This window comes from Hominiventricola sp., assembly GCF_057604405.1.
In genome coordinates this window covers 22,322-34,951 of the sequence record NZ_DBLYVB010000006.1, presented here as the reverse complement: position 1 = coordinate 34,951, position 12,630 = coordinate 22,322, and the positions used below count along the sequence as shown (strand labels likewise).

Below are 12,630 nucleotides of genomic sequence, written 5' to 3'. Positions count from 1 at the left end.
AAAACGTGAAGACTATAAGGAAACTATCAGCGCTCCTGATTTTCTGTGCCGCATTATTGATTGGGTTTGGCGGTACGGTGCATGCAGAGGAAGCGGCTGGGATGAAAACGGTTTACATAACTGCTTCCACAAAGTCGGAAATGATCATAGAACCGACAGCGGTTACGGGAAGAGAAGACCAGACCGTAAAGGAACTTCTGGCGGAAAGTGGACATGAGTTCGCAGGACTGGAGGATGGATGGATTGTTTCCATCGACGGAGTGACCGGCAATTACCGGCGTTTTTTTGACGGAAATGCCTATCAGCTGGATACGAAGCTGAAAGACGTAACGGTTCTCTGTTTTACAGAAGCAGAAGATGCCTATTCAGAAAATATGCTGGAACTGATCCGTTATCTGGGTCAGTACCGGGCAAAAGAAGATTATGAAAAGCTTCAGAAGTATGAGCCTGCAAAGCAGGCATATGACAATGCATTAAAAGGACTCTGCCGCGGAGCAGGAAGTGAAGATGCAGAAGCTCTGCGTGCGGCCCTGGTGCAGGCGGTCAATGATTATGAAGCAATCTTAAACGGACCAAAATATACGGTAATATTTGCCGCGACAAAAGGCAGTCAGACCGTTACCGGTCTGAAGATTACCATGACAGATGCTTATGGGAATGAGACAAAGGCAGATGGCACAACGATTCAGGTACCGGCAGGAACCTATCATTTTTCTGTATCCGATGGAACCTGGAACCGGACAGAAGGAAATGTGGAGATTGTCTCTGAGAAAAATCTGACGGTTGCACTTCCGGATGGCGAATGGTTCGGGGATATTAAGCTACTGGACAAGAACAAAAATCCTTATGCGGGAGAGCAGGACAAATCTGCACATAAAGCGGTCTATCAGATTCCAGATACCATCAGTTCTTCCGGGATTTATCTGAATGCGGCATCCGGTGCACTTCCGGATGACGGTACAACCCGTCTGAAAACCATTTATACAGGAACGGATGGCAATGATAAATCAGAGCTCAACCGGACCTGGAACAGTCAGTACAGTGTTCTGGCGTTTTGTCTGAATCAGGGACTGGAAGGACGTGTCTTTCAGCTGGAGGCGCAGTATACGGTTGCAGACGAGAGCAGGGCGGATTTTGGCTATGTGATGATTCAGTCCTATGAGGTAGAACTGCAGCGTTATCCGACTCTGAAAAATATTTCTGTCAAGGCAGGAAATACGGAGCTGATGACGGGATTTCAGAATCTGACCATGGCATATGAGCTTCGCACGACTGCTGACAGAGTGGTTATCAGTGGAACACCTCTGGAAGAAGGGTGTACGGTACTGGTGGATCAGAATGCTTCCGGCATTGTGGAACTGCCGGAGAAGAAAACCTATGAGATTCCGGTATCAGTATCTTATGGAGAAGGAAATCCTACTGTTTATACACTGCGGATCACCCGAACAGATGCCGCCAAAGTGACGTTACAAGTCCCGGCGGATACAGAAGTGCAGGTGACGAACCAGGCGTTATCCGAAATCAAGGCAGAGGATGATGGCACTTATTTATTGATACCAGGAGAGCAATATACCTATACAGCTACCAAAGGAAGCTGGTATCACAGTACAGCATCGTTCCTGGCTTCAGAAGGAAAGACGGTGCATGTGGCAGCACCAGAGACCAAAGATGCTATGACAGCCTTTGCACTGTATGATAATGGAGGAGCAGCGAAAAGAAAAGAATTTACACTGAATTCTAAATATCAGAAGAGTACACATCAGTATGAGTGTGTGGTACCGGATATGAATACGGCAGTCTATGCACAGGCAACAGGTGAGACGGGCTATCAGATTAATGCCCGCTATCAGACGCAGACGACGAAAAGTTCAAGCAATGACGTTTTTTATGAGAAGCCGATTACGAAACCTTATTCCTCAACTGGCACCTGCACGATCCTCGGCTCACTGGTTGCAAAATCCGGATATGGACAGAACCTGAGCCTGCGTCTTTCCAAAACTTCAGATACAGATGCATCCGTTACGCTGTATCAGGACTATGAAGTCAAGATTAAACGATCCCTCCATATAATCAATTTCGCGGCTTCTCTTGGAGGAACTTCCCTTGATCTGACAGATCAGAAAGGAAATATCATCAGTTTTAACCGTAATGTTGATGAATATTGGGTGACGGTAGAGCGTGGAAGTAAGGCAATTTGGTTCCAGGCGGAATTTCCGAACACGCTGGATACCACGGATTGCTGTGGCGGATATTATGCATTGATGGATGGTGCGAGATATGACTCACTGGAAAATGTAGAATTTGCCTTGGGAGATGACCCGGATAGATGGGATGAAAAGAACGTAGCGATTGAGATTCACAATATTGCTGCTGGCAGTGTTCCCATGACTTATACGATTCACATCAGGCAGATGGATCCGGTATCTGTAACATTCAAGACGGAGCCGGAAAATGCGCGGATCCTCGTGAAAAATAATGGAAACAAGAAAACAGTGTTGCCGGAGAATGGCGTGTATCGGCTGATCCCCGGAACCTCTTATACGTACCGCATCACAGCCAGCGGATATCGGGCAAAGGAAGTCAGCAATTACAAGGCATCTTCCCAGGCGGAGACGGTGAACGTTCAACTGGAAAAAGCATCGGAAAATACTTCACTTGTGAAATTTGATGCAGAATGGCCGACCTTCCGGTATGATGAGGAAAATAACGGAGTAGTAAAAAATATTCCGGTTCCGAGAACTGCAGAGGAAGCCGTTCTGTACTGGTCGACAGTATTAGGAAAAGGATACGATTCCGATGCATGCGGAAGTCCGATTCTGATAGGGGATTATATTTATACTTACGCAAAAAACCAGATCTATAAAGTGAACAAAATGACGGGAGAAGTGGAAGCCAGCGGAACCATGGATCATGCTTCCAGCTTTGCCATTAATCCGCCGACCTATGCGGACGGCATGATCTTCGTGGGGCTGGCGAATGGCTGTATCCAGGCGTTTAATGCGGATACGCTGGAACCGTTGTGGATCTACCATGATGAACTGGGCGGTCAGCCGAACTGTCCGATTATCTATAAGAATGGATATATTTATACCGGTTTCTGGCGGTCAGAAGTGGAGCGTGCGAATTTTGTATGCCTGTCTGTGACGGATGAAGATCTTTCTTCCACCAAGGAAGAGAAGAAAGCTTCCTGGGCCTATACGCAGAAGGGCGGTTTCTACTGGGCAGGAGCTTATGCATCGAATGATTTTGTCCTGATTGGAACCGATGATGGTGAAGCAGGCTATACGACCGGACATGCCAGTCTTCTTTCTCTGGATCCGAAGACGGGAGCTGTGATCAGCCAGATCACGCTTCCGCACACCGGGGATATTCGATGCAACATTGTGAGACAAGAGGGGACAAACTCCTACTATTTCACATCCAAGGGCGGATATTTCTATGGGGTGACCGTAGATGAAAATGGTATTATTGATGAAAATTCTCTGAAGTATATCCAGCTGAAAAATGGCAGTGAAGGAATCCCCATGAGTACCAGTACTCCGACCATCTATGGAAACAGAGCTTACATCGGTGTCTGCGGAGCCAGCCAGTTTGGTGCTTATTCCGGTCATAATATTACGGTGCTTGATCTTAAAAACTGGGGAATTGCATACCAGGTAAAAACCATGGGTTATCCGCAGACCAGCGGACTTCTGACAACTGCCTACGAGAAGAGCGAAGGCGTTGCCTATATCTATTTCTTTGATAACTATACACCTGGCAAATTACGGGTGATTACGGATAAGGAAGGCCAGACCGCACCGGGAAAAACCATAACGGAAAGTTATCGGGTCAATGGAAAACTGGTGGATTATGAGACGGCTCCGGTACTCTTTACCCCGGATGGGGAAGAGGCCCAGTATGCCATCTGCAGCCCGATTGTGGACAAAGACGGAACCATTTATTTTAAAAATGATTCCGGACGATTGATGGCATTGGGAAGCACCATTGACCATTTGGAGATTGCAGAACCTCCGACAAAGACGGCTTATGCAGTGGGTGACCTGTTTGAACCGGCAGGAATCAAAGTCATTGCTCATTATACCAATGGAACTTCCAGAGATATTACGGATCTGATTTCTTATTCGGATCAGCCGCTGACGGCAGAGGATACCGAATTTGAAATCCGTTTTGAGCATGTGAAATATCAGGACAAAGACGGCGTGGCAGGGGTGGATTATACCGCACCGTCTGCAGAAGTGGAGCTTACCATAGCAGGAGCGGAACAACTTACCGGAGATGTGAATGGTGACAGTGTTGTCAATGAGGATGATGCGAAACGGGTAGTCCAGATTGCCAATGGAGAAATCGAGGCGTCCGAAGAGCAGTTAAAGGCAGCAGATGTGGACGGAGATGGTGAAGTGGACGCCATGGATGCAGAGCTGATTTATGGATACTGCAAAGGCAGATTAAAAGAGTTCCCGGCGGATACTTCCGACGGAAAAGCGAATTGACATTATACTGGAAACAGTATATATTTGAACTAAATATGTGAGCGCTTTTCGAAGCCGGAAAGGGGTATTTTTAAAATGCTGGAGGAATTAAAAAAAGAAGTCTATGAAGCCAACATGCTTTTGCCGAAATATGGTCTGGTAACATTTACCTGGGGAAATGTCAGCGGAATTGATCGCGAAAAAGGTCTGTTTGTGATCAAACCGAGCGGTGTAGACTATGATAAGTTAAGCCCGGAAGATATGGTAGTCATGGATATGGAAGGAAACAGAGTAGAAGGACGTTACAAACCGTCATCGGATACCCCGACTCATCTGGAGATTTACAAAGCATTTCCGAATGTAGGTGGAGTCATTCATACCCACTCTTCTTATGCGACCAGCTGGGCACAGGCAGGAAGAAGCATTCCCTGTTATGGAACCACCCATGCAGATTATATGTATGGTGATATCCCGTGCATGCGCTGTCTGACTAAAGAGGAGATCGACGAGGCTTACGAAGAGAATACCGGTCATCTGATCGTAAATTATTTCAAGGAGACCGGAAGAGATCCGATGGCAGTTCCAGCATGCCTCTGCAAGAACCATGGTCCCTTCGCATGGGGCAAGGATCCGCATGAGGCAGTACATAATGCAGTGGTACTGGAAGAGGTTGCCAAGATGGCATTCCGTTCCGAGATTATTGAACCGCGGATTCAGCCGGCTCCGCAGGCACTGCAGGATAAGCATTATTACCGGAAACATGGTGCAAATGCTTATTACGGTCAGGATACCAACTAGAAAGAAAAATTTTTCCGACACCGGGGTTTTCCATACGAAAACCCCGGTATTTTCGTGTGTTTTTCAAAAAAACAGTTGTTTTCCTGGGGGAATACAAGTATAATCTAGGATAGTCTTTTTTATAAACGAGGAGATAAAATAATGAAAAAAGTAGTCAAATTTGGCGGCAGCTCTCTGGCAAGTGCAGAGCAGTTCCAGAAAGTAGGAAAGATTATTCTGGCTGATGGGACACGGCGGTATGTAGTTCCGTCTGCTCCGGGCAAACGCTATTCAGGAGATACTAAAGTAACAGATATGCTGTATCAGTGCTACTATGCAGCAGCAAACGGCGAGAATTTTGACGGCATGCTGAAGCAGATTAAGGCACGTTATAATGAGATTATTGGCGGCCTGAATCTGAAGCTGTCTCTGGATAAGGAATTTGAGACTATTGCAGAGAACTTTAAAAATAAAGCAGGAAGCGATTATGCAGCATCCAGAGGAGAATATCTGAATGGTATTGTCATGTCTGCATATTTGGGATTCCCCTTTGTGGATTCCGCAGAAGTTGTTCGTTTTAACGAGAACGGAGACTTTGATTCTGAGAAGACAGATGAGCTTCTGAGAGCAAAATTGGCAGAGATGCCAAAGGCTGTTATCCCGGGATTCTACGGAGCTTATGAAGACGGCCGTGTGAAGACCTTCTCCAGAGGAGGTTCTGACATTACCGGTTCCATCGTGGCAAGAGCCGTAGAGGCAGACCTCTATGAGAACTGGACGGATGTATCCGGTTTCCTGGTAACAGATCCGAGACTCATCGAGAATCCGGAGACCATCGATGTCATTACTTACAGAGAGTTAAGAGAACTTTCCTACATGGGGGCAACAGTACTTCATGAGGATGCGATTTTCCCGGTACGTAAAGCGGGCATTCCGATTAATATCCGGAATACCAACCGCCCGGAGGATAAGGGAACCATGATTGTGGCAAGCACCTGCCACAAACCGCATTATACCATTACCGGAATTGCCGGTAAAAAAGGTTTTGTAGCGGTAAATATTGAAAAAGATATGATGAACTCTGAGATTGGTTTTGGCCGTAAGGTTCTGGAAGAGTTTGAAAAACAGGGTATTTCCTTTGAACATATTCCGTCCGGTATCGATACCATGAGTATTATTGTTCATCAGGATGAGTTTGAGGAGAAAGAGCAGCAGGTACTGGCAGGAATCCAGAGAGCGGTCAACCCGGATTATCTGGAGGTTGAAGGTGATATGGCGCTGGTAGCAGTGGTAGGACGTGCCATGAAGTCTAACCGTGGTACTGCAGGAAGAATTTTCTCTGCCTTGGCTCATGCCAATGTCAATGTGAAGATGATTGATCAGGGTTCCAGTGAATGGAACATTATTGTGGGTGTAAGAAACGAAGATTTTGAAAAAGCAATCAAGGCGATTTACGATATCTTTATTACGACCCAGCTGTAGAACAGGAGAAAGGCTTCTGACCCCTGGTGGGTACAGAAGCTTTTTCATTGTGTAGGAGCTATGGCATCATGGGGTGAAATGGTCTGCGAGGATCTTAAGATTCCTTAAAATTCTGTGAAGTCCCGTTATTTTCGGGGAAAGTATGGTATACTGCCATAAAAGACCGGAAAATGAAGGTGACAAAGAATGGTTACAAGGGAAGAATTTTACGTAAATTCCATGGATGGAATTCATATGATACACGGCTATCGCTGGTACGATCCGAGTCGAAAATGGATCGGTGTATTGCAGATCGTACACGGAATGCTGGAATATATTGAGAGATACGACGAGTTTGCAGAAAAGATGGCAGAGGCAGGATACTATGTGATCGGCCATGATCATCTGGGACATGGAGACTCGGTAAACGGTGCGGAAGAGTTAGGAAAGCTTGGTGAGGAAGGTGCCGTGCTCTGGCTGAAGGATATGGAGTTGGTACGGCGTATGGCGTCTGCAGCAGCGCCGAAAGTTCCTTATATTATGTTAGGACACAGCATGGGTTCTTATCTGGTCCGCAGATACCTTATTTATCATGGAGAGAGAGTGGATGGAGCAATCCTCATGGGGACCGGGCAGCAGCGGCTGCCTTTGGTGAAATTAGGACTCTTAACTGCTTATGCCGGGATGTTCCGGGACGGCAGAAATGGACACAGCCGGATTCTGGATTTGATGTCCGTCTCCGGATTTGCGAAGCGGTATCCGGATAATGCGAGAACCGGCAGTTGGATGAGCCGGAATCCGCAGGTACTGTTGGATGCATTACAGGATTCCAAACGGAATTTCCATTTCAGCAGAGGTGCATATGAAGCATTGTTCCGTACCATTGAAGAAGATATTGACATCCGTAGAGCGGCTAAAATGCCAAAGGATCTGCCGATTCTAATCTTATCCGGAGAGGAAGATCCGGTGGGAGAGAATGGAAAAGGCGTGAAGCGGTTTGCGCGTATGCTGGAGAAGATCGGCATGACGAATGTGGTCTGTCAGATTTATCCGGGAGCGCGTCATGAATTGTTGTGTGACCTGAACAAAGAGCAGGTAACACAGGACATTAAGACCTGGTGCAGCGGGATTTTGCACCGGGAAAAGAGCAGAAATGCAGGAGGCTGAATTTACATGAAAAAGTGGTTGTTTTTATTGCTGACAATGGTCATGCTGTCGGCGGGAAGCCTGACGGCAGAAGCGGCCGGGAAAGGGGTTCTTGCTCTGGGCGCTGACTTAAGCGATTCTCAGAAAGCCACCGTATTATCCGAAATGGGACTGACAGATGCGGATCTGACATCCTATGATGTGATTTACATTACCAATGATATGGAGCACCAGTATCTGGATAGTTCCCTGGGGGCTTCTGTAGTGGGAACCCATTCCCTGTCATCCGTGCTTCTGGTTCCCCAGGAAAGCGGGGCAGGGTTAAGCGTGGAGACCCATAATGTCAATTATTGTACGATTGCCATGTATCGGAATGCGCTTCTGACGGCAGGGGTGCAGGATGCGAAGGTGGTTGTGGCAGCTCCGGCTCCGATGAGCGGTACAGCGGCTCTGATTGGAGCGGTAAAGGCATATGAAACCTACAGCGGCACATCTGTCAGTGATGCGGCTCTGGAAGCGGCAACGGATGAGCTGGTTCTGACGGGAGAGTTAAGTGACGAGTTAAACTCTGAACAGATTGCAGATCTGATTGCTTATCTGAAGCAGCAGATCGCAGAAAATGGACTGGATGACCCGGAGAAACTGACTGCACTGGTCAATGAAGCATCGGATAAGATGGACATGAAGCTGACGGATGAGCAGGTATCCAGAATTGTGGATCTGCTTTTAAAGCTTGATAATCTGGACATTGATCCGGGTAAGCTGGCTGCCCAGGCAAAGGAATTGTATGATAAGCTGGATTCCATGGGAATCAAGCTGGACAGTGAAAAAGTAGGAAATTTTGTAACGAAACTGGTATCTTCCATCTGGGATCTGATCCAGAGCTTCCTGAAACAGTAAATAAAAAAACCGGCGGACATATCTCCGCCGGTTTTCTAATCCTCTTCTATTACCTGAAATTCAAGAAAATCAAAATCTACTTCATCCACAAAACTATCCTGACGGAAGCGGGTTTTTGCATGGCGTTGAAACTCACGAACGTTGGAATCCAGCCAGATTGGTTTGCTTAAATCGAATGCGTAGCACATCTCATCCAGAGCATGCAGAACCTTGTGGGTGCGTGTGTCCTGACTGTCGTCACAGACCGTCAGATCCTTTAACATCCGATTATCTTTAAATAGTTTTCCCCATACACGAAACATATGGCTCCTCCCCGTGTTTACATGATTTATGCTGTTCAGTATATCGGGTTTATAATAGAATGTAAAGAGATTAGTAATACTTATGAAACTCGCTTATAATAGAAGAAAAAGATATAAGCGGCTTACAAATTATGACAATATCCCTAAAAAACGTATGGTATAATTAAAATGTTATGCAATATGTGATTGGGAGGTGGCAGTAGAAATGGCAAAAGAGATGAGTATTCAGGAGTACATTGAAAGACATCCGGAGAAAGATGCGTTTGCAACGGTGATGTTTGTTCATCAGTCTGCTCTGATTCAGATGTCCAGCCGTATTGAAGTGCTGAATAATGAATTAAGCCATATTTATACCTACAATCCGATAGAATATGTGAAGACACGCCTGAAGACACCGGAAAGTATTATGAAGAAACTGAAGAAGCAGGGCAGAGGATTCCAGATCCCGGCTTTGCTGGAAAATGTAAATGATATTGCGGGCATCCGTATCACCTGTTCTTTTTTCTCGGAAGTATACTTTCTTGCGGATGTGATCAAAAAGCAGGATAATCTGGAAGTGATCAGTATCAAAGATTACATAAGCAACCCAAAGAAAAGCGGTTATATGAGTTATCATATGCTGCTGTCCATTCCTGTAGCACTGGCAGATGCAGTGATTCCTACTAAGGTGGAACTGCAGATCAGGACCATGGCCATGGATTTTTGGGCCAGCCTGGAACATAAGATGTATTATAAATATGAAGGAAATGCACCGGATTACTTTGAACGGGAATTACAGGAATGTGCGTCCATCATTTCACGTCTGGATACGAAGATGATGTCACTCAATGAAGCAATGAAGAAAATTGACGGGGATGGTCAGGTCTGATCATCCCCGTCGGGCTTTAGAAAGGATATCTCACAAAAAAGTAAGAAAAATATCGTATAAAATGAGGAGTGCCCCGACAATACGGATGCCGGGGCTATTATGAAAAAATCTGTCTGTCAAATGGATGTGAACTACGTTTTTTTGATAGTTATAATATATCATTTATTTGTGAACAAAATATGAACAAACTTTGAAAACATTGTTAAATAGTACAAAAACAATGTCTGTAATAGAAAGAAACTGTGCAAAACAAATAAAAAACTACGGAGCGTTGTCAAGAAAATAGGAAAGTGCTAGAATGAAGAAAGAAATATAGAGGAGGACGGTATGGCAACAGATACAGCACCGGTATATGTGATTGGACATAAGAATCCGGACACGGATTCCATTTGTTCTGCAGTTGCCTATGCAGAACTGAAAAACCTGCTTTACGGAGGCGGCTATTGTGCAGCCAGAGCAGGTCAGATTAACCAGGAGACGCAGTATGTGCTGAATTATTTTCAGGCACAGGCGCCGATTTACGTGGCAGACGTAATGACAGATGTAACGGATATTGAGATCCGTAAGACTCAGGGAGTAACGGGAGACATTTCTCTGAAAAAAGCGTGGAATATGATGAGAGCATTGGGAGTGGTAACACTTCCGATTACAGAGAATCAAAGACTGCAGGGACTGATTACGATTGGTGATATTGCCAATGCGTATATGGATGTCTATGACAACTGTATTCTTTCCGTGGCAAAAACCCCGTATAAGAATATTCTGGAGACGCTGGATGCAGAGCTTCTTCTGGGAGATATCAATGCGACCTATGATAAAGGAGAAGTTGTCATTGCAGCAGCGAATCCGGATGTAATGGAAGAGTACATTCATGAGGGGGACATGGTTATTCTGGGGAACCGTTATGAATCTCAGTTGTGCGCGATTGAGATGAATGCCGCCTGCATCATTGTGTGTATGGGTTCCAAGGTTTCCAAGACCATTCAGAAGCTGGCACAGGAACACAACTGCAGTATTATCGTGACGCCCCATGATACCTTCACGGTAGCACGTATGATTAACCAGAGTATGCCGATCTCCCACTTCATGAAGCGGGAAAATCTGGTAACCTTTAAAGTAAATGAGAAGACAGAAGATATCAAAGGCATTATGGGACAGAAGAGATATCGGGACTTTCCGATTCTTGATCTGGATGGAAATTACATCGGTATGATTTCCAGACGAAATCTTTTGAATTTAAGAAAGAAACGGGTGATTCTGGTGGATCATAACGAGGCCAGCCAGACCGTGGATGGAATTGCTTTTGCAGATATTATGGAGATCATTGACCATCACCGGATCGGTACGCTGGAGACACTGGAGCCGGTTTATTTTCGTAATCAGCCGGTGGGCTGCACGGCAACCATCATCTATCAGATGTATCAGGAGAACGGAGTCAAGATTTCCAAGAAGATTGCCGGACTTTTGATGGCAGCGATTATTTCTGATACCCTCATGTTCCGATCTCCGACCTGTACGTCCATCGACCGGATGGCAGCAGAGAAATTGTCTGAGATCTGTGGTGTGGAGATTGAGGAATTTGCCATTGATATGTTCAGCGCCGGAAGTGATATGAGTTCCCGTACACCGAAAGAGATTTTCAATCAGGATAAGAAAAAATTCCAGGTAGGTGATCACAGCTTTATTGTGGCACAGATCAACAGCATGAACGCGATTGAACTGGAGGAAGTCAAAGAGAAGCTGGTTCCGTATCTGGAAGAAAAATTCGACGGACTTGGGGTAAATATGTGTTTTGTCATGCTTACCAACATTGTAAAGGAAGACACAGAGCTTCTTTGCTTCGGGGAGAAGGCAAAGGATGTGGCGCGCAGCGCATTCCAGCTGCCGGCAGATCTGGAGACAATTGTTCTGAAGGGGCTGGTATCCAGGAAAAAACAGCTGATTCCAAGTATAGTTACCGTACTACAACAGTAAAAGTGAAACAAAATATCAAAAGGGCATTCGCAAGAATGCCCTTATTTTATGCATTATTGATAATACTGATAAAAGTTATCAATAATAAATACGGATTATTCCAAAAAGTTAGTTGACAATAATTAGCTACAACTATATAATATGGAACGTAAATGATAGTCGTTTTCAATAAACCCCAGAATGAGAAAGAAAAGAGGGAACATGATGGCATTAGCACTGATGAGTATTGGAGAAAAGCGCACAGTACAGACTCTTCGCGGAAAGGATGAAACACTGCGTCATCTGCAGGATCTTGGATTTGCTCCGGGAGCTGAAGTAGAGTGTGTAGGTGAGACTCCAGGCGGAATGATTCTGATTGTAAAAGGTGTCCGTATTGCACTGGACAGAGGACTGGCGTCCAAGATCATGGTTGCCTGACGTAAAACGACCATAAGGAAGGGAGAACAAAATGCAGACGTTAAAAGAAGTGGCTGTTGGAAAGACTGTTTCCGTAGTAAAACTCCATGGCGAGGGCGCTGTAAAACGCCGGATCATGGATATGGGAATCACCAAAGGAACACAGATCTTTGTTCGTAAAGTTGCTCCGCTTGGAGATCCGGTGGAAGTAACGGTCCGTGGATATGAGCTGTCTCTGAGAAAAGAAGATGCTCAGATGATTGAAGTACAGTAACTTGTAAAAAGCTGTGTAAAAACAGCTTATTTTTAAAAATATGGGTTAGAATCTACTAAC

At 45.4% G+C, this 12,630-nt stretch carries 10 protein-coding genes; 9 read left to right on the top strand and 1 reads right to left on the bottom strand.

The genetic code is table 11. The features are described 5' to 3' along the window. The first annotated feature begins 5 nt into the window (after positions 1-5). From ACZMB2_RS05770 to ACZMB2_RS05750, 5 genes are all read left to right on the top strand, one after another. Positions 6-4,493 (top strand): dockerin type I domain-containing protein, encoded by a 4,488-nt coding sequence (locus ACZMB2_RS05770; RefSeq protein ID WP_487595935.1) that lies wholly within the window; start codon positions 6-8, stop codon positions 4,491-4,493. A gap of 75 nt (positions 4,494-4,568) precedes the next feature. Next, a complete protein-coding gene (locus ACZMB2_RS05765) occupies positions 4,569-5,270 on the top strand; it encodes an L-ribulose-5-phosphate 4-epimerase (protein ID WP_487595934.1) in 702 nt (233 codons plus the stop codon). 141 nt (positions 5,271-5,411) lie between these two features. Further along, on the top strand, positions 5,412-6,731 hold the full coding sequence (locus ACZMB2_RS05760; protein WP_487595933.1) for an aspartate kinase: 1,320 nt from the start codon (positions 5,412-5,414) through the stop codon (positions 6,729-6,731). A 186-nt stretch (positions 6,732-6,917) separates the two neighbouring features. Beyond that, entirely contained in the window at positions 6,918-7,877 is a 960-nt protein-coding gene (locus ACZMB2_RS05755) for an alpha/beta hydrolase (protein ID WP_487595932.1), read from the top strand. 6 nt (positions 7,878-7,883) lie between these two features. Beyond that, positions 7,884-8,756 carry a DUF1002 domain-containing protein gene (locus ACZMB2_RS05750; RefSeq protein WP_487595931.1) on the top strand — a complete coding sequence of 291 codons (873 nt, stop codon included), beginning with the start codon at positions 7,884-7,886 and terminating at the stop codon, positions 8,754-8,756. Positions 8,757-8,791: 35 nt separating this feature from the next. Here the strand turns inward: ACZMB2_RS05750 and ACZMB2_RS05745 are convergent, their stop codons facing one another. After that, positions 8,792-9,058, bottom strand: a complete 267-nt coding sequence (locus tag ACZMB2_RS05745) for a hypothetical protein (protein WP_487595930.1) — start codon at positions 9,056-9,058, stop codon at positions 8,792-8,794. Between the two features lie 205 nt (positions 9,059-9,263). On the opposite strand from ACZMB2_RS05745, the gene ACZMB2_RS05740 reads away from it, so the two are divergent. The 4 genes from ACZMB2_RS05740 to ACZMB2_RS05725 all read left to right on the top strand — a co-directional run bounded on the left by ACZMB2_RS05740 (position 9,264) and on the right by ACZMB2_RS05725 (position 12,570). Beyond that, on the top strand, positions 9,264-9,926 hold the full coding sequence (locus ACZMB2_RS05740) for a GTP pyrophosphokinase (RefSeq protein WP_487595929.1): 663 nt from the start codon (positions 9,264-9,266) through the stop codon (positions 9,924-9,926). 327 nt (positions 9,927-10,253) lie between these two features. Further along, positions 10,254-11,900 (top strand): putative manganese-dependent inorganic diphosphatase, encoded by a 1,647-nt coding sequence (locus tag ACZMB2_RS05735; protein ID WP_487595928.1) that lies wholly within the window; start codon positions 10,254-10,256, stop codon positions 11,898-11,900. 201 nt (positions 11,901-12,101) lie between these two features. Next, the gene (locus ACZMB2_RS05730; RefSeq protein WP_308459657.1) at positions 12,102-12,317 is read left to right on the top strand and encodes a FeoA family protein; all 216 of its coding nucleotides are present in this window, start codon (positions 12,102-12,104) and stop codon (positions 12,315-12,317) included. Between the two features lie 31 nt (positions 12,318-12,348). Beyond that, a complete protein-coding gene (locus ACZMB2_RS05725) occupies positions 12,349-12,570 on the top strand; it encodes a FeoA family protein (protein WP_118771510.1) in 222 nt (73 codons plus the stop codon). The last annotated feature ends 60 nt before the right edge of the window (positions 12,571-12,630 follow it).

Excerpts from the sequence above, each read along its gene's own strand:
- ACZMB2_RS05740 (WP_487595929.1), top strand. The coding sequence starts at position 9,264 with ATGGCAAAAGAGATGAGTATTCAGGAGTACATTGAAAGACATCCGGAG.
- ACZMB2_RS05755 (WP_487595932.1), top strand. The coding sequence starts at position 6,918 with ATGGTTACAAGGGAAGAATTTTACGTAAATTCCATGGATGGAATTCAT.
- ACZMB2_RS05730 (WP_308459657.1), top strand. The coding sequence starts at position 12,102 with ATGATGGCATTAGCACTGATGAGTATTGGAGAAAAGCGCACAGTACAG.
- ACZMB2_RS05750 (WP_487595931.1), top strand. The coding sequence starts at position 7,884 with ATGAAAAAGTGGTTGTTTTTATTGCTGACAATGGTCATGCTGTCGGCG.
- ACZMB2_RS05765 (WP_487595934.1), top strand. The coding sequence starts at position 4,569 with ATGCTGGAGGAATTAAAAAAAGAAGTCTATGAAGCCAACATGCTTTTG.
- ACZMB2_RS05735 (WP_487595928.1), top strand. The coding sequence starts at position 10,254 with ATGGCAACAGATACAGCACCGGTATATGTGATTGGACATAAGAATCCG.
- ACZMB2_RS05760 (WP_487595933.1), top strand. The coding sequence starts at position 5,412 with ATGAAAAAAGTAGTCAAATTTGGCGGCAGCTCTCTGGCAAGTGCAGAG.
- ACZMB2_RS05725 (WP_118771510.1), top strand. The coding sequence starts at position 12,349 with ATGCAGACGTTAAAAGAAGTGGCTGTTGGAAAGACTGTTTCCGTAGTA.
- ACZMB2_RS05745 (WP_487595930.1), bottom strand. The coding sequence starts at position 9,058 with ATGTTTCGTGTATGGGGAAAACTATTTAAAGATAATCGGATGTTAAAG.